This is a genomic window from Cellulomonas fimi, from assembly GCF_028527925.1.
GTDB lineage: Bacteria > Actinomycetota > Actinomycetes > Actinomycetales > Cellulomonadaceae > Cellulomonas > Cellulomonas fimi_C.
Genome location: NZ_JAPESW010000003.1, coordinates 36,958 through 53,236 on the forward strand (window position 1 = coordinate 36,958; position 16,279 = coordinate 53,236).

Here is a 16,279-nt window from a genome sequence, read left to right on the forward strand (position 1 = left end):
CGGACATTACCGGCAAACCCCACCGCGCCGGGCAGGGCCGTTCGTGCTACGCGCCCGACCCCCTGGCCTCGGACGACTGCGGCGCGAGGTCCTCGACGACCGCGAGGGTCGCCGGGCTCATCGCGTGGGCGCCCGCCGCGCGCAGGGTCGCGGCGAGGTCGCCCGCTGCCTGACGGACGGCGTCAGGCCCGCCGACGAGCGACGCGGCGCGCATGAGGTCGCGCCACAGCAGCTCCTCGGTGGGCGCGAGGCGCAGCCCGGCCCAGGCGGCGGCCTGCGCGGCACCCGGGTCGTCGTCGTGGTGGCACAGCACCACGAGCCGGTGCACCGCGTCGACCAGCAGCGCGCGCGACGCCCGCTCGAGCCGCACGCGCGCGAGCCACGCGTAGCGCCCCGGCGGCCGCACCGAGAGCACCGTGCCGCTCGCCAGCTCGAGGGCGGCGGCGAGGTCGGCCCGCTCGGCCTGGGGGCTCGCGGCGCCGCGCGACCGCGCGAGCAGGGTCGTGACGACGTCCCAGTCGACGACCGCCTCCGGTCCGAGCGCGACGCGGCCGTCCGCGCCGCGGACCAGCCGGGGGCGGCCGGTGGCGTCGGTGCCGAGCCAGCGCGCCGCCCGCTCGAGCGTCCCCTCGCGCACCTCCGCGGTCACCCCACCCGGCCACAGCGCGGCGGCGAGCACGTTCGCGTGGACGCCCTCCGGGTGCAGCGCGAGGAAGACGACCAGCTCGGTCAGCAGCGCGCGCCGGCTCTCGTCGACGACGCCGGGGGCCTCGACCGAGGGCTCGCCCAGCACCAGGACACGCACCGGCGCTGCCGCGAGGTCGGCCGGGGTCCGCGGCCGCACGGGCGCCGCGACGTCGGGCCGGTCCACGGCCCCCTCGTGCGCGACCGCGCCGTGCCGCGCGTCGACGGCCGGGGCGGGCTCGGGCGCCTCGGTGAACAGCTCGCCGAGGGCCGCCACCTGCCGCGACGTGAGGCGGTTCGACTGCACGTCGACCCCCAGCAGTCGCGCGACGAGCCGACCGTCGGGCTCCGCGACGAGCTGCCAGCGCGCGCCGGGCAGGTCGCCGACGCACACGACGCCGAGCGGCGACCGCCGGTCCGTCGTGGCGAGCGCGACGACCTGGTCGGCGAGCGCACCCGCCGGCGCGGCACCGAGCACGAGGTACTCGGGCAGCCAGGCCGTCGAACCGTCCGGGCGCACGCGACCGGAGAGCACGTCGGCGTCGGGCGTGCCGATGCGGCGTCCGCCGAGCCGGTCCAGCACGTCGGCCGCGGACGCGGCGCGGGCGTACCGGCCACCGGGCAGCGCGTCGAGGCCGTCGGGCAGGTCGACACCGGTGACCCGCAGCCCGTCGGACCAGCGGTTCGTCGCGAGCTCGGCGGCGAGCGCGGTCGCCACCTCGCGCGCCACGGACGGGTCGCCGACGACGCAGACGGGTCCCTGCGCGCTCTCGAGGTCGAGCAGGACGTCCCGGCCGTGCGCGTCCCGGCCCAGCGAGACGAGGCCGGGGAACGGGGCAGGACCGCCCGCGTGCGCCGCGTCGACGTCGTCGGCGGCGAGCCGCCATGTCGAGCCGTCGGCCGCCGCCTGCCACGGCGCCGGCGCGTCGGGCGCCGACGGCGACAGGCGCAGCTCGAGCGCGTCGTCGGACACGACCGCGGCGACGACGCCGGGCAGGGGCCGGCCGGTCGCGCGGCGGGCGGCCGCGAGCTGGCGCAGGCCACGGTCGAGCAGCAGCGCGCGGCGGGGGTCGGCGCCGACCCGCAGCGCGACCTCGAGCTCGACGGCGTCGTCCGACGGCTCGCCCGTGCGGTTGCGGCGGCGCAGGCGGTCCAGCGCGGCGAGCAGCCCGACGGCGAGCAGACCGCCGCCGACGAGGAGCGCGGTGCTCGACGAGGACTCGTGCACCGCGTCCGCGACGGGCGCGGCCTGGGTGGCGTCGGCCGGGGGCGCCTCCTCGGGAACCGGTGCGACGGGGGCCGGGGCCTCGGGTGCGGCCGCGACGGGCGTGACGACTGCGGTGACGCGCTCGACGCCGGTCGCGTCCTCCGGCATGACGAGCAGCCAGTTCGGGTAGATGAGCCGCTCGAGCGTGAGCTCGTGCCCGTCGGGCTGGTCGCGCCCCTTGTTGAGCTCGAACACCTCGCTGTACCGGCGTCCGTCGCCGAGGGTCCGCTCGGCGATGTCCCAGAGGTTGTCGTGGTAGCGCCCGTCGGGCACCTTGACCACGTAGACGCGCTTGCCGAGCAGCTCGGCGCCCTCCTCGGGGCTGAGCTGGACGTCGCCGAGCCAGTACGTCGTCTCCCCCTGCGCGGCCTGCGCCTCCGCGGGTGCCTCCACTGCGGCCGCGACCTCGCCCGCGACGGCGGGCGCCGTGATCGCGACGCCGACCTCGCTGTGCACGGGCGCCGACGGTGCCACGGCGGCGGACGCCTGACCGGCCGCGCTCGCGAGGAGCAGCACCGACACGACGAGCGTGCGGGCCAGCCGCTGGCTCGGCCCGGCGAGCGGGACGCGCGCGGGCAGCCCGACGCCCGAGAGCGCGGACCGCAGCTCGACCACGGTGCAGATCGTGAACTGCAGCCAGGCGAGCCAGACGATCCACACGAGCACCGCGAGGAGCTGCTCGACACCGATCGTGCCGGTCAGCGCGTCGAGCGACGGCAGCGAGCGCGGGATCGCCGGGGCGGCGTCGAGCGCCAGCAGCCCGGCGGGCACGCCCACCACGAGCAGGAGCAGCAGCACGCCGGACAGGACCGACGACGCGACGTGGCGCGGCCGCTGCTGGACGTCGTCCTGCAGGAACCTGGCCGGCCCCGTCTCGCGGTCCGACCGCAGCTCGGTCTCGTTCACGGTGCTCCCCCGATCTCGGTGACGATGCCGACCGCCGCGCGCGCGGTCGCGCTGCCCTCGACGGTGAACGTGTCGACCCCCGCGAGCTGCAGCAGGACCGTGGGCACGACGTCCTCGACCTCGACGGTCACCTGGTCCTCGGCGGCGCTCACGCTCATCCGCCCCGGTGCGTACCCGCGCACGGACAGGAAGTCGACGGCCGCGTCGCGGGCGGCGGCGGGGTCGATCCGCGCCTCGCCCGTCGCGCGCAGGTGGTCGACGTCGAGCTGGTTGGCCGCGGCGCGCGCCGCCTGCTCGGCGTCGTCGACGATCGCGACGCGCGCGTTCACCGCACGGCCGCCGTCCGTGACGAGGCCGACCACGGCGAACAGGACGAGCACGATCCCGATCACGAAGACGGAGGCCGACCCCTCGTCGGACGGGGCGCGGAACGGGAGCCGGTCGCGCACGGTCACGCCCCCGTCCTGCGGTACCGGTCCAGGGGCGCGGCCGACGACGCCTCGACCTCGACCGTCCCGGGGAGCCCGAGCATGCCGAGGTCCGACCACGACACGGTGCAGGCGACGTCGACGCGCACGACCTGGCCGGCCGCGAACGTGCCGCCGAGGTCGACGGGGTCGCACGTGAGCGACGCCGGGGTGCCGGCGACCGCCGTCGCGCGCGCGGCGGCGAGCGCGCTCGCGCTGTCGCGCTCGAGCGTCGCGGCGCGCACCGCGTCCCGCGCGATCGCCTCGGCCTCCCCCTCGGCGGACACGTACCGGCCGGCGGCGACGACGAGCAGCGCCACGAGCAGCAGCACGGGGACCAGCACGACGACCTCGACGGCCATCGACCCGCGGTCGTCGCCGCGCACGGTCCGTCCCACCGTCGTCCACCTCCGTCCGTCCGTCGAGCGCGTCACTGGTCCGCCCGGAACCGCTCGACGGGCCCCTGGACGAGCGCGCTCACCCGCGGCGCCATGCCCTGCACGATCTCCTTCGAGCGGGCCGAGACCTCGACGCGCACGGTGTCGGGGGTCGGCCGGCTGATCTCGACGTCGAGGTCCTGCAGGTTCTGGCCGCCGATCAGCTCGGCGAACTCGACCGCACGGGCGCGGGCGGCCGTCTCCGACGCCGGCGTGCCGCCGCCGGTCCGCACGACGCGCGCGGTCTCCCGCGCGACGGCACCCACGAGCTGGTTGCCGTGCCACGTGAGCGCGAACTGCACCGTCACGAGGATCACGAGCATCAGCAGGGGCGTGTAGACGGCGAGCTCGATCGAGCTCGCGCCACGGTCGCGCTCGCCGGACGCGTGCAGCCGTCGGCGGATCGGGGTCAGGAGCGGAGCGGTCACGGTCCGCCCGGGGCGTCGGGCATCTCGATGGCGTCGGCGGCGTCGTTGGCGAGGTTGTAGATCACCGTGCCGACCACGCCCGCGAGCAGCACGAGGACGCCCGTGATGATGACCCACTCGATGACCGACGCGCCGACGTCCTCCGCGAGGCGGGCACGCTGGTAGCGGCGTCGCAGCTCCATGACGAGGTAGTCCCAGACTCCCCGGTGGGGAACGCTCATGTCAGCACCGTCCTTTGTCGAGTGTCGTCTCGTGCGGTTCGCGGCCCGCCCGGCCGTGCGGGGGGCGGGTCATGTCTGGCCCAGCACGCTCTGCAGCGCCGGGTAGATGAGGAAGACGAGGAAGCCGACGGCGAGCAGGAGCTGGGCGACGAGCATCGACTCCGAGCTCTCGCCCGCCTTCCCCTCGGCCTCCGCGAGCTCGCGTCGACGCATCGAGCCCGCGCGTGCCGCGAGCGAGTCGCGCACCTTCGCGCCGTCCTCGGCGACGAGCGCGAGCGCGGCCGCGAGGTCCCGCAGCTCGTCGACGCGCAGCTCCGTGCCGAGCCCGCCGAGCGCGGACCACGGCGTCTCGCCGCGCAGCCGGGCGCCGCCGAGCGCGTCCCGGATCCGGACCATCGCCCACCCGTCGCTCAGCTCGGACGCACCCTGCAGGGCCTCGGGGACGCCGCGCCCGGCCGCGAGGCTCATCGAGACGAGGTCGAGGAACGACCCGACGACGTGCCGGAAGTCGCGGCGCCGCGCCGCGGCCTGCGACCGCACCGCGAGCCACGGGACCGCCGCGGCGCCGACGCCGACGAGGAGCGAGACGAGCAGCGGAACGGACAGGTTCACGTCGACGTGCAGCGCCACGAGCACCGCACCCGTGACGAGCGGTGCGAGGAAGCCCCCTACGAACGCGAGCACCGTGCGCGCGAGGAACGCGTCGAGCGTGAGCCCGGTCATCGCGAGGTCCGCACGGAGGGCGTCGAGCGGCAGACCGGTCGCCGTGACACGGCGCGCAGCCTCGCGGCCGAGGGCGAGGCGCCACCGGGCCCCCTCCCCGGCGCGCGGGTCGACGCCGACCGCGCGCGCGTACGCGCGGCTCTGCCGGCGCTCCTCGTCGAGCCGTGCCAGGGCGCTGCCGGCGTGCGTCGGCGGGGGTGCCAGCACGACGACGAGCAGGAGCACGCCCAGGCCGACGACGGCCCCCGCGACGAGCACGAGCGTCACGACGCACCCCCCACCGGCGTCGTCGCGTCGACCTGCGGCTGCCCGTGACGGTCGGGGGTCGCGACGAGGAATCGGGCCGGGACGTCGACGCCCGAGAGGCGCTTCATCCACCAGAACCCGGCGGCGAACAGCGCGATGACGACCACCAGCACGGCCTGCCCGGTCGGTGTGCCGTACGGCGCGACGTACGTCGGGTTCAGGATCGCCAGGCCGAAGATCATGAGCGTCGAGAAGCCCATGACGATCTGCGCGGACCTGCGGGTCGAGGACCGGCCCGCCGACACGCGCTGGCGCATGTCGAGCTCGGCGCGCGCGGACTCCGAGACCGACGTGAGCACCTGCCGCAGGCCCGGGCCGCGCAGGCGCGAGTTGAGGATCAGCGCCGCGACGACGAGGTCGGCGCTCGGGTCGTCGAGGTCGTCCGCGAACCGCTGGAGGGCCGTGCCGAGCGGGACGCGCACCCGCAGCCGGTCGACGAGCATGCGGAGCTGCGGCTGGATGGTCGGCGACGCCGCGTAGACGGTCGCGGGGATCGCCTGCTCGAGGCCGACCGCGCCGGCGATCGTGTCGCGCAGCGACTCGGCCCACGACGCGAGGCCCTCGAGCCGGGCCATCGCCTGCCGCTCCGCTTTCGCCCCGCCGAAGAGCGACGTCCACGACAGGACGAGCGCCGCGGCGGCGACGGCCGCGACCGGCCACCGCGTCAGGACGAGCACCACGACGGCCGCGACGGCCGCGAGGAGCGCCCGGCGGCCGAGCCGGTCGACGAGCGACGGCCCGCCGTGCACGACGCCTGCGTCCCGGGTGCGCGGTCGCAGCGACTCGACGAGCAGCGCGATGCCGAGGCCGACGACGGCCCCCGCGAGGACGATGAAGATCGTGGACGGCGCCATCACAGGCCCCGCATCGCGTAGCCGGGCGAGTAGCCCACGGCGACGAGCTCGTCGAGGCAGGCGATCGGCGCGGACGCGACCGCGACGCCGTCCGGCCCCGGCGCGAACACCTCGCTGGACAGCACGCGGCCGTCGATGCCGTTGACCTCGCGGATGCTCGCGACGAACCGGCGCAGCCGCCCCCCGTGCAGGTAGTCGTTCTGCTTCTGCACGAACACGACGAAGTCGATCGCGCCGGCGATGAGCATCATCGTGGCCTCGACGGGCAGGCGCTCCTGCGACTGGATCGCGTAGGTCGAGATGCGGTTGAAGACCTCGATCGACGAGTTCGCGTGGATCGTGGACAGCGACCCGTCGTTGCCCTGGCTCATCGCGTTGAGCATCGTGACGATCTCGTCGCCGAGCACCTCGCCGACGATGACGCGGCTGGGGTTCATGCGCAGGCTGCGGCGCACGAGCTCGGCCATGCTGATCGCGCCGTTGCCCTCGGAGTTGGGCAGCCGCTCCTCGAACGCGACGACGTTCGGGTGCAGGTCGGGGAACTCCCCGAGGCCGAGCTCGAGCGCGCGCTCGACGGTGATGAGGCGCTCGTGCGGGCCGATCTCGTTGGCCAGCGCGCGGAGCATCGTCGTCTTCCCGGCGTTCGTCGCGCCCGCGATCATGATGTTCTTGCGCGCCGCGACGGCCGCCGACAGGAACGCCGCGATCTCGTTGGTCACCGAGCCGAGCCGCACGAGGTCGTCGAGGTGCACGCGGGACAGGCGCGCCCGCCGGATCGAGATCGAGGGCCGTGCGCACACGTCCATCACGGCCGACATGCGGCTGCCGTCGGGCAGACGGATGTCGAGCTGCGGGTTCGCCGAGTCGAACGGGCGGCTCGACAGGCCCGAGTAGGCGCCGAGGATCTGGATGAGCTCGACGAGCTCGTCGTCGGAGTCCGCGACGGGCGGCATCCGCGCCTCGCGGCCGTCCGCGTACTGCACGAAGACGTTGTCGCAGCCGTTGATGTCGACGTTCTCGACGTCCCGGTCGTCGAGCAGCGGCTGGAGGCGGCCGACGCCGTACAGCGCCGCGTGGATCCCGGACGCGAGCTCGCTCTCCTCGACCGGCGACGGCGGCGTGCGACCGGCGGCGATCTCCGCCCGCGCGTAGGCGTCGAGCACCCGATTGACGACGGCGCGGGCGAACTGCCGCTCGTCCTGCCCCGACATCTGGGCCACGCCCGCCGCGGCGTCGTCACGGCGCTGCCGCGCGAGGATGTCCGCGACCTCCTCGCGGAGCCGGCGCACCAGCGCCTGGTCGACCGCCATGCGCGCCCCCTCAGATCCCGGCCCGCACGGCGCCCTGCGACGCGCCGAGGTCGGCGACGGGCGCGACGAGCTGACGCGCCGAGCGCACGAGCAGCGAGCGCTCGACCCCGCGGTCGAGCCGCCCGGCGACGACGTCGGCGGCGCGCTGGTCCTCGGCGACCTGCCCCAGGACGGTCACGGGCAGCCCTTCGTGCGCGAGGAGCTGCGCGAGCTCGCCGAGCGACCGGCGGTCCCGGCTGTCCGCCACGAGGGCGACGCCCACGGCGGGCAACCGGCGGGTCGAGGTCGCGCGCATCTGCGCGAGCCAGCGCAGGCGCTCCCGCAGGTGCGCGTACGACTCCAGGCGCGGGCGCGCGAGCAGCACGAGCACGTCGGCCGCCGCGACGACGGGCATGACCGGGCTGCCGGCGTGGATCCGCCCGCAGTCGACGACGACGTCCCGGGTCGGGTGGTGCGCCAACGCCGCCGCGAGCGCCGGCACCGCCGGCGCGATGCCCGTCATCTGCTCGGGGCTCGTCACGCCGCACAGCACGTCGAGGCCGCCCTCGAGCTGCTGCAGGTGGTCGTCGAGGCTGTCGTTCGCGAGCCCGCGACGCGCGTCGGCCGCGAGCGACAGGATCCCGCGCTCCGGGTCGAGCGGCCCTCGCGAGGCCGTCCGGCCCAGCAGCGACACGTCGCCGCCGGCGGGGTCCGCGTCGGCGAGGACGACGTCCGAGGGCCACACGCCGGCGAGGACGCGCGCGGTCGTGCTGACCCCGGGCGATCCCTTCGCGGAGCCGATCGCGACCAGCACGGTCAGCCCTCCTGACCCACGACCGGCGTCCCGCGGCTCACGAGGACGGCCGAGAGCGACGCCTCGGCTGCCGCCGCGGCCAGCTCGGCGCCGTCGGACTCGTCGACGATGAACGTCGCGGTCACCTGACCGCCGTTCGCCCCCTCCGTCGGGGTGGTCGCCGAGCTCACGAGCGCGTCGGCCACGAGCACGGTGCCCTTGCCGTCCACGACCCGGACGAGCTGGACGACGTCACCCGCGACCAGGCCGGACGCGGGCGCACGCCCCTCCTCGAACGACGCACCGACCGCGACCTTGCCGTCCTGCAGCGTGCGGGTCGCGGTGAGCATCGAGGTGTCGACGAGCTGGCCCTTCGTGACGGCGATCCGCGCGAACTGCCCCACGACGAGGTCCTGCTGCGACGCGGGCACCAGGAGGGTGCCCTCGGACGCGACGGGCGTGGTGGCGAGCGCGTCGGCGGTGATCTCCTCGCCGACCGCGATGTCGCGGGCGGCGACCAGCACGGGGACGCGCTCGTCGGCGCGCAGGGCGAGCAGGCCGGCCGCCGCGGCACCTCCGACGATGAGCAGCACCGCGAACGCGGCGAGCAGCGGGCGCCGCTCGCGCGGTGCGTGCGGGAGCCGGTCGGCGCGCGCGGCTCCCGCCGACCTCATCCCGCGCTCGTCACGGGCGCGGCGGCGGTCCTGCGCGGCCACGCCTCCGGGCGTGCTCGTGTTCACCGTCATCGATGGGGGTCCAACCTCACGCTGCGAGCGGTTCGTGCAAGGACTGCATGACTATATGGGCAAATCGGACGGTCACGATCCCGACCGCGCACGGTCGCGACCGGTCCCGGCGCGTCTACCATGGCCGCCGACCACAGCCCGAGGAGGCCTTCCATGGCGGCGAGCGCGCACTTGCCTGCGGCGACATCCCCCGCGCGACGAGGCACCGCCCGTCGGCACGCAGGCGGTGTCCGGTGACCGGGCGCCCGCACGCTTCACCTGATCGGGTGGCGGCCGTCCCGGCGACGTGGCCGCTCGTCCGGGCCCGGCTCGCACCGGACGGCACGGGGACCGTGCACGTGAACGAGCACGCCTCCGCGTGCGCGGCCCCCTCGACGGCCCGCCTGCGGGCCGGTGCGCTCGCGCGGGCCGTCGCGGTGGCCCGCACCGTGGGGCGGCCGGTCCGCGTCGTGCTCGCCGACGCGGCCGGCGCGTCGCTGCTGGCCGCGCACCCCGACGGCACGCTGCGCACCCTCCCGGCCGACGGACCGGGTGTGCTCGTCGACGTCCCACCGGCGCCCTGCCGCCGGTGCGGGTCCGACCAGCCGGTCGCGGCGCTCGCGTGCGGTGCGTGCGGCACGCTCGAGCCGCTGCGCGTCGAGACCGACCCCGTCGCCGTGCTCGACGCGGCGACGCTCAGCCAGCCCGACGAGGGCCTGCTCGCGTCGCTCCCGGCACCGCGCCCCGTCCCCGCGCTGCCGACCGTGCCGGGCGACCTGCCGGACGGCCTCGCGCGGGCGTCCGTCCCGGCCCTGCCGGACGGCGTCGCTGCTGCGGCCGTCCTGGCCCTGCCGGATGGCCTCTCGCCGGTGTCCGTCCCGGTGCTGCCGCCCGAGCCCGCAGCGGCCGGGGCGGTGCGCGGCGCGGCCGTGACGTCGCCCGAGCGCGCCCTGGTCCTGACGGTCGACGGTGGTGCGCCCGTGCGCGTGCCCGGCGGCGCGTCGCTCGGTCGCGACCCGGTGGCCCCGACCGGGCGGACGCCGGTGCGCGTGGTCGGGGCGACGGTGTCGAAGACGCACGCGCTCGTCGACGTCGAGCCCGACGGGACGATCCTGGTCACCGACTTCAGCTCGACGAACGGCACCCACGTGCTGCTCGACGCTCCCGTGCGGCTCGTGCCGCACACGCCCGTCGCCGTGCCGGCCGGCACGGTGGTGCTGCTCGGCGAGGTGCGCTGCACGCTCGGCCTGAGCGCCTGAGCGCCTGAGCGCGTGAGCGCCTGACCGACATCGGGCGCCTCAGCACGTGACCGGCTGAGCACCCGACGCGGCACCCACCGCAGACGCCGGCGTGGCCACGCCCGCGGGTCGGTGGTTCTAGCGCGAGACGACGCTCTGGATCTCGGCGACCGGGACCTCAGCGGTCGCGGAGATCGTCTGCGCGGGCAGCGCGGTGGGGTTCGGGTCCTCCGACGAGACCCACGACGCGGTCCAGGTCGCCTGCGCGGTCAGCGTCGCGGTGGGCTGCGACTGCCCCGCCTTGACGGGCTGGTTCGCGCTGGACCGGACGAACCGCAGCGCGCACGTCGTGGTCGCCGCACCGCCGCCCCACGGGGTGCCCGTGTCGGGGCAGGTCACGGACTCGGCCCCGGGGGCGCTGACCTGCAGGGCGGACAGGGCGGCATCGACGCGCGCCCACGTGCCCGACGGGATCTGCGCGGTCACCGACACCGTGGTGGCAGCGTCCTCGACCCACACCCAGGTGTCGGTGCCGACGACCGTGGCCCCGGTCCCCGACAGGCTCGGGTTCCAGCGGATGGTCCCGCGGGGCAGGTCCATCGACTCCGACGCGATCTGCGCGAGCACCTCGGGGTCGACCTCCGCGTCCTGCGGAGGCACCGGGTCGGTCGGTCCGACCCAGACCGCCGGGTGGGACAGGTAGTACTCGGTCGCGACCTCTCCGGGAGCGGCAGCGCTGCACGTCGCCTCGTACCAGTGGCCTTCGGTGTCGGTCGCGTGCTCCTCCCAGCCCTGGTGCAGCAGGCCCTGGTTGGCGAAGTCGTCGAGGGTGTCGGACTCGCGAGCCGGTCCGCCGAGCTTCCAGTACTCGTAGTACTCGGCCCCCGTCGGCCCCCGGCCCATCCAGCACAGCGGCGCGACCGTGCGCGTCGTGGTGCTCGTGAACGTCCGGCCGCCCGACGTCGACCCGGACTGCGAGACCGTCACCTGGATCGACCCGCCCGACGACCCGCCGCTCGTGCCGGTGCCGGGGCCGCTCGAGTCGCCGGGCCCCGCGGTCTCCTCCTGGCCGAACGGCGGGTCGTCCGCCACAGCGGCCGTGAGCGGGACCAGGACCAGCGCGACGGACAGGCCGAGAACGGCGGCGGGCCGCCTCAGCATGTCCCGGACACCTCGTTGGTGGCGACCAGCCAGCGGTCCTCGCCCGGCACGCGGGTCAGCGTGTAGGCCTTGTGCTTCTTCTCGCCGAACCCCGCCTCGGCGGGCGTGTAGGTGCGGGTCGCGTCCGCGAAGGTGGCCTTCGAGAAGTCCTCGCAGATCTCGCCGGTCGCCTGGTCCCCCGTGACGGCGACGTTGCTCACGCGCGTCTCGAGCACGCCGCCGATGGACGCCTGGATCGCGACGTTCTTGTCGACCACCTTCTGCATGGCCCCCTGCAGCTCGGGCGACGCGATGAGGGAGAAGGCGGGGCTCACCGTGTTGGTCCGCAGGGTCCGCCAGTACTCCTTCTCGTACGTGGCGAGCCAGTTGTGGACGTCGGCCTCGTCGCCCGTGAGCGCCGGCACGTCCGTGAACACGATCCCGAGCTCGGGGTCGGACAGGTCGTCCACCTCGGGCTCCGGGGTCGGGGTGGCGCTCGGCGTCGGCGTCGTGGTCGGCGCCGCGGTGAGACCCGCGGGCTCCTCGGCCCCGCCGCACCCCGCCAGCAGGCCCACGACCAGCGTCGACACCACGACCACGACCCAGCGGCTCATCTGCGCCCTTCCTGCGACCCTCGGCCCGGTCGACCGAACCGACCGATACCGTACCGAATGCCCCGAGAGGCCGCGGCGTGGCCGTCGGCAGGACGCCCGGTCGTGCGGCCGTCCGGGGGGTGCGGTGGACGAGCGGTCACGCACTCCCGGGGGTCGCCACTAGGGTGCTGTCCGAAATCGCCGGATTCGAAGGGTGGACGTGAGCATGGCTCGTCTGGACGTCGTGCGGCGCAGGGTCGCCCTCAGTGAGGACGAGCTCGAGACGCTCCGTCTGCTCCACAACGGGGAGCCCGCTCCCGAGGAGGCACGCGCCGCGCTCGTGCGTGCCGGCGTCGTCGATGACGACGGCGCCGTGCACCCGCTCGTCGTCGACCTGGTCCGGACCGTGACGGAGCCGATGATCCAGGCGTCGGTCGAGACCGCGGGGCCGCAGGGACCCACGCTCGCCGTGCTCGCGGTGCGCGAGGAGACGGTCTGGTACACGGACCCGTGGCCCCAGGGCGGCGACGACGCCGGGGCGGTCTACTGCCAGGACGAGCTGCCGCAGGTCCTGTGGATCCTCGCCCGGCTCGCCGGGCTGCGCCGCCGCGAGGTGCCGAAGATCGCGACGCCGTTCACGGTCCCGCTGCGGGCGGTCGACGCGGTGGTCCAGACGATGAGCCTGACCGACGACACGTGGGAGCCGGCCAAGGTCGTCGCCACGGCGCAGCTCGAGCGCTTCTTCGGCGAGGTCGCCGAGGCGGACCGGTCGATGCTCCTGGCGACGCTGTCCTTCCTCGAGTCGACCGCCCGCGTGAGCCTCGTGTGGGGCCCGGACGCCGCGACCGACGCCCGGGGCCTCGCGCTGTGGGACTGCGGGCCCGGCGGCTACTGGGTGCGCGAGCAGCCCGCCGAGCCGCTGCGTCCCGAGGACGTCACGCCGGACACGCTCGCGATGTTCCGCCCGGTGTCCGGCGGCGAGGTGTGGGGGCTCCTCGCGGGCCTCCTCCCGTCGTCGGCCGACCTGCGGTCGGTGCTGGCCCGGGTCGGCGCGTCGTGACGGTCAAGATCGACAAGGAGGTCCTCGCCGCGACCGTCGTCGCGCTCGAGGACCTCGCCGAGGACCTGCCGGAGCTCTTCTCCCGCGCCTCCGCGCTCGACGCGCGGGTCGACCTCGCGGGACTCAACGGTGCCGAGCAGTGGGCGCGCGACGTCTCCCGGGACCTGCGTCAGCGGATCGGCGTGCTCGAGCACATGGCGCAGGCCAACCCGACGTTCGGGGGCGTGAGCATGACCGCCGACCAGGCGGCCGCGATCGCGGGCCAGTCGATGTCCGTCGAGGACGCGCTGATCGCGGTGCGCGCCACGAACACGGCCCCGAACGCCTGGAACGACACGGACCCCGCCAACCTCGCCGAGTGGTTCGAGCAGCTCCAGGCCGAGGCGCTCGAGAAGCTCGCCGGCATGTCCGACAGCGAGCAGGCCACGGCCCTCGTCGACGCCTACCACGACATCCAGAACTTCGTCGTCGGCGGCGGTGCGGCGGTCGCGGCCGCCGGGACGCTGATCTTCCAGGGCGGTCCTGCCCTCGCGCGCTGGCTCGCCGACCGCAAGATCATCCAGCCGGGTCTCGCGTCGCTCGCCGAGTCCGACGCGGCCTGGGCGAACCGGCTGTCCGCGGCCCTCACGGCGGCGGACCGCCGGGGTCTCGCCGGCAAGGTGCCGTTCAAGTACCCGGGCTCGTTCGTCCCCAACACCGTCGGCAACTACCTGCTCAAGCTCGCGCCGACCGTCGAGGACTTCGACGCGTGGGTGACCCGCATGTCCTCCGCGACGCAGACGTACGCGGTGAACGGCGAGATGCAGCCGACGCTGCTGGCGAAGCTCCTGCAGAGCGAGAAGGGCGTCCAGGCGACGACCTGGGTCTCCCGGATGCTCGGCGAGACACGGACCGGGCAGCTCGCGACCCGGCTCGCCACGTGGGGCAACGCGATCGTCGGCAAGCCGTGGATCAACCCGACCACGGGGGTCGTCGTCGCGCGCGGCGCCGGCAACCTCCTCACGATGGCGAACCAGTCGGGCGTCACGACGATGCTCAGGTCCGCGGGTGCGCTGCGGGTCCTCGGCGTCGCGGGCAGCGCGTTCGCGACGGTCGACGGCGTCGTCGGGCTCGTCAACAACTTCGACGAGAACAACCGGCTCTGGTCCGAGGGGGGCACGGAGGGCAAGGCGCACGTCATCGGCGAGTACGCCGAGACCGCGTTCAACGCGTCGATGACCGCGGCCCTCATCGCGCCCAACCCGGTCACGCTCGGCCTGGTCGCCGTCACCGGTGTCGTGTGGGCGGGGGCGGAGGTCGTCGAGCACTGGGACGACATCACCGCCGCGGCCGACCAGGCCGTCGACTGGGCGGGCGACCGGGCCGAGGAGGCCGGCGAGTGGGTCGGCGACCGCCTGGACGACATCAAGGAGTCCGACCTCAACCCCATGAACTGGTTCTGAGAGGGCGCGATGACATCGACCGAGCTCTTCGCCAAGGCGCAGGCCCTCGACGCCCTCGCGGCCGACGTCGAGATCGCGATCGACCCCGCGAAGTCCATCGCCGACTCCCCCGACTGGGAGTGCGCGAACGCGACCGACGTCCGTGGCGCCCTCAACGGCTGGCGGTCGGCCGCGCAGTCGGCCGCCCGCAACCTGCGCGACGAGGCGTCCCGTGTGCGCGGCGAGGCCCGCCGGGCCGAGGAGCGTGAGGAGCAGGAGGAGCGCGACGCGCGCCGCGAGAGGCAGCCCCAGTGACCGTCGACGTCTGGGCGCCGCTGGGCGTCGCGGGCGTCGTGCCGGTCGTCGACGAGCTGAGCATCCCGGACTTCCACCACATGCCGAAGTCCGTCCCGTTCGCCGCGCGTACGCAGGTCGACGTCGCCGGCCACCGGGTCACGGTCGTCTGGCGGCACCGCGTGCTCGTCGCGTCGCTCGCCGACGACGCGGCCCCGGGTGGCGCACGGGAGATCGCCAGCGGCTTCCGACAGCCCGCCACCGGCGGTCCGGACAGCATCCTGTGGAACTTCGTCCTCATGCCCGTCGACGTGCTCGGCGAGACCGTCGCGCTCGACCGCGAGCGCAGCGGGCGCGACCGGTGGCAGCTCCGGGTGTCGGGTCCGGCCGGACGCTCCTGGCAGTGGCGGCCGGCGGGCCGGATCTTCGCCGACCGGATGGAGCTGACGCGATCGGACGAGTCCGCACCCGTCGTCACGCACCTGCTGCGCCCCGTCCCGGGCCGTCCGGGTCCGGCGTCCGGGCCGCCCGAGGTGCGCTGGGAGGCGTCCGCGAGCCTCGCCGAGGTGCTGCTGCCGCTGCTGTGGGTGCTCGACCGGGCGCACACGTGCCTGCTCCCGAAGACGCAGCGCGTCCTGCGCGGGGAGTTCCTGTGACCGCCGCGGGCGGCGACCGGCCGGACCCTAGGATGGCCCGGTGATCCGGTACGAGGAGCGCGCGTCGCGACGCCGTTCGACCCTGACCCTGGTCGTCGTGTGCGCCGTCCTGTGGGTCGGCCTGGCGCTGACCGATGGCGGCTGGGTCCTCGCGACCATCCTCGTGAGCATCGTCGCCGTGCTGGGCGGGGTCCTCGTCTGGAGCGTGGGCCGCTACACGAACATCCGCGTCACCGACACCGAGCTCCGCGTGGGCCGCCTCAAGGTCCGGCTCGCCGACCTGTACCCGGGCGTCTCGCAGCCCGGCGAGATCGTCGAGGGCAAGCTCGCCGGCGGGCAGTGGGGCGCGACCGCGTCGACCGCGCACCCACGCATCGTCGCCCTGACCCGGCGCAACGGCGAACGCGTCATCGTCTCGACGAAGGACCCCGACGCCTTCCGCGCCGCGCTCGACGCCGTGCTGGCCGAGCACGCGTAGCACCGGGCACCGCCGGCGGCGGAGCTCACGGCTCCCGGATCGGCCGCAGGACCCTCCTGCCCCGACGGTCAACGCCCGCCTGGTCAACGGCCGCGACGCCGCTCCCGGGACCTAGGTCCGGCATCCGTGCCGCCGCGAGCAGCGATGCTGCCGGGAGTGCCCCACGACGGCGCACGCCGTCCTCCGGCGGCCAGGCGACGTGGGGTCCGACGGAGGTCGGGCGACGTGGCTGTGGCGACCGCGACCCGTGAGCCTCCGGTGGGCGGCCCCTCCCCCTCGGGGCCGCCCACCCCCGTCGG

The 16,279-nt window shown here is 75.5% G+C and carries 18 protein-coding genes; 6 read left to right on the forward strand and 12 right to left on the reverse strand.

Annotated features, from left to right (window positions below; all coding sequences use genetic code 11):
* Positions 1–46 precede the first annotated feature (46 nt).
* The 10 genes from OMK64_RS02135 to OMK64_RS02180 all read right to left on the reverse strand — a co-directional run bounded on the left by OMK64_RS02135 (position 47) and on the right by OMK64_RS02180 (position 9,121).
* The gene (locus OMK64_RS02135) at positions 47–2,857 is read right to left on the reverse strand and encodes a LysM peptidoglycan-binding domain-containing protein (RefSeq protein ID WP_272726322.1); all 2,811 of its coding nucleotides are present in this window, start codon (positions 2,855–2,857) and stop codon (positions 47–49) included.
* A complete protein-coding gene (locus tag OMK64_RS02140; RefSeq protein ID WP_272726323.1) occupies positions 2,854–3,312 on the reverse strand; it encodes a pilus assembly protein TadG-related protein in 459 nt (152 codons plus the stop codon). Before OMK64_RS02140 ends, OMK64_RS02135 begins: the two co-directional genes overlap by 4 nt.
* Positions 3,309–3,722, reverse strand: coding sequence for a TadE/TadG family type IV pilus assembly protein (locus tag OMK64_RS02145; protein ID WP_272726324.1), 414 nt, complete (start codon positions 3,720–3,722; stop codon positions 3,309–3,311). The genes OMK64_RS02140 and OMK64_RS02145 overlap by 4 nt, the downstream gene beginning before the upstream one ends.
* Positions 3,723–3,754: 32 nt before the next feature.
* Positions 3,755–4,189, reverse strand: coding sequence for a TadE/TadG family type IV pilus assembly protein (locus OMK64_RS02150; protein ID WP_272726325.1), 435 nt, complete (start codon positions 4,187–4,189; stop codon positions 3,755–3,757).
* Positions 4,186–4,410 carry a hypothetical protein gene (locus OMK64_RS02155; protein ID WP_272726326.1) on the reverse strand — a complete coding sequence of 75 codons (225 nt, stop codon included), beginning with the start codon at positions 4,408–4,410 and terminating at the stop codon, positions 4,186–4,188. The genes OMK64_RS02150 and OMK64_RS02155 overlap by 4 nt, the downstream gene beginning before the upstream one ends.
* Positions 4,411–4,479: 69 nt before the next feature.
* Complete coding sequence (locus OMK64_RS02160; RefSeq protein ID WP_272726327.1) at positions 4,480–5,400, reverse strand: type II secretion system F family protein; 921 nt, start codon at positions 5,398–5,400, stop codon at positions 4,480–4,482.
* The gene (locus tag OMK64_RS02165; protein ID WP_272726328.1) at positions 5,397–6,293 is read right to left on the reverse strand and encodes a type II secretion system F family protein; all 897 of its coding nucleotides are present in this window, start codon (positions 6,291–6,293) and stop codon (positions 5,397–5,399) included. The genes OMK64_RS02160 and OMK64_RS02165 overlap by 4 nt, the downstream gene beginning before the upstream one ends.
* Entirely contained in the window at positions 6,293–7,603 is a 1,311-nt protein-coding gene (locus tag OMK64_RS02170) for a TadA family conjugal transfer-associated ATPase (protein ID WP_272726329.1), read from the reverse strand. The genes OMK64_RS02165 and OMK64_RS02170 overlap by 1 nt, the downstream gene beginning before the upstream one ends.
* A gap of 10 nt (positions 7,604–7,613) precedes the next feature.
* Entirely contained in the window at positions 7,614–8,396 is a 783-nt protein-coding gene (locus OMK64_RS02175) for a CpaE/TadZ family protein (RefSeq protein ID WP_272726330.1), read from the reverse strand.
* 2 nt (positions 8,397–8,398) lie between these two features.
* Positions 8,399–9,121 carry an SAF domain-containing protein gene (locus tag OMK64_RS02180; RefSeq protein ID WP_272726331.1) on the reverse strand — a complete coding sequence of 241 codons (723 nt, stop codon included), beginning with the start codon at positions 9,119–9,121 and terminating at the stop codon, positions 8,399–8,401.
* Positions 9,122–9,387: 266 nt separating this feature from the next.
* Between OMK64_RS02180 and OMK64_RS02185 the strand changes: the two genes are divergently transcribed.
* Positions 9,388–10,359 carry an FHA domain-containing protein gene (locus tag OMK64_RS02185; RefSeq protein WP_272726332.1) on the forward strand — a complete coding sequence of 324 codons (972 nt, stop codon included), beginning with the start codon at positions 9,388–9,390 and terminating at the stop codon, positions 10,357–10,359.
* Positions 10,360–10,476: 117 nt separating this feature from the next.
* Here OMK64_RS02185 and OMK64_RS02190 read toward each other — a convergent pair whose 3' ends face one another.
* A complete protein-coding gene (locus tag OMK64_RS02190) occupies positions 10,477–11,499 on the reverse strand; it encodes a hypothetical protein (RefSeq protein ID WP_272726333.1) in 1,023 nt (340 codons plus the stop codon).
* A complete protein-coding gene (locus tag OMK64_RS02195; RefSeq protein WP_272726334.1) occupies positions 11,493–12,092 on the reverse strand; it encodes a hypothetical protein in 600 nt (199 codons plus the stop codon). The genes OMK64_RS02190 and OMK64_RS02195 overlap by 7 nt, the downstream gene beginning before the upstream one ends.
* Before the next feature lie 205 nt (positions 12,093–12,297).
* Here OMK64_RS02195 and OMK64_RS02200 point away from each other — a divergent pair, with 205 nt between their 5' ends.
* Genes OMK64_RS02200 through OMK64_RS02220 form a run of 5 tightly spaced genes read left to right on the forward strand, consistent with a single transcriptional unit; the run spans position 12,298 to position 15,980 of the window.
* Positions 12,298–13,131, forward strand: coding sequence for a hypothetical protein (locus tag OMK64_RS02200; protein ID WP_272726335.1), 834 nt, complete (start codon positions 12,298–12,300; stop codon positions 13,129–13,131).
* Positions 13,128–14,573 carry a hypothetical protein gene (locus tag OMK64_RS02205; protein ID WP_272726336.1) on the forward strand — a complete coding sequence of 482 codons (1,446 nt, stop codon included), beginning with the start codon at positions 13,128–13,130 and terminating at the stop codon, positions 14,571–14,573. Before OMK64_RS02200 ends, OMK64_RS02205 begins: the two co-directional genes overlap by 4 nt.
* 9 nt (positions 14,574–14,582) lie before the next feature.
* Positions 14,583–14,867, forward strand: coding sequence for a hypothetical protein (locus OMK64_RS02210; protein WP_272726337.1), 285 nt, complete (start codon positions 14,583–14,585; stop codon positions 14,865–14,867).
* Positions 14,864–15,502 (forward strand): hypothetical protein, encoded by a 639-nt coding sequence (locus OMK64_RS02215; protein WP_272726338.1) that lies wholly within the window; start codon positions 14,864–14,866, stop codon positions 15,500–15,502. Before OMK64_RS02210 ends, OMK64_RS02215 begins: the two co-directional genes overlap by 4 nt.
* Before the next feature lie 40 nt (positions 15,503–15,542).
* A complete protein-coding gene (locus OMK64_RS02220) occupies positions 15,543–15,980 on the forward strand; it encodes a hypothetical protein (protein ID WP_272726339.1) in 438 nt (145 codons plus the stop codon).
* Positions 15,981–16,279: the final 299 nt, after the last annotated feature.

Coding starts and splice junctions, on each gene's coding strand:
- OMK64_RS02155 (WP_272726326.1), bottom strand. CDS start 4,410: ATGAGCGTTCCCCACCGGGGAGTCTGGGACTACCTCGTCATGGAGCTG.
- OMK64_RS02165 (WP_272726328.1), bottom strand. CDS start 6,293: ATGGCGCCGTCCACGATCTTCATCGTCCTCGCGGGGGCCGTCGTCGGC.
- OMK64_RS02170 (WP_272726329.1), bottom strand. CDS start 7,603: ATGGCGGTCGACCAGGCGCTGGTGCGCCGGCTCCGCGAGGAGGTCGCG.
- OMK64_RS02180 (WP_272726331.1), bottom strand. CDS start 9,121: ATGACGGTGAACACGAGCACGCCCGGAGGCGTGGCCGCGCAGGACCGC.
- OMK64_RS02190 (WP_272726333.1), bottom strand. CDS start 11,499: ATGCTGAGGCGGCCCGCCGCCGTTCTCGGCCTGTCCGTCGCGCTGGTC.
- OMK64_RS02195 (WP_272726334.1), bottom strand. CDS start 12,092: ATGAGCCGCTGGGTCGTGGTCGTGGTGTCGACGCTGGTCGTGGGCCTG.
- OMK64_RS02200 (WP_272726335.1), top strand. CDS start 12,298: ATGGCTCGTCTGGACGTCGTGCGGCGCAGGGTCGCCCTCAGTGAGGAC.
- OMK64_RS02210 (WP_272726337.1), top strand. CDS start 14,583: ATGACATCGACCGAGCTCTTCGCCAAGGCGCAGGCCCTCGACGCCCTC.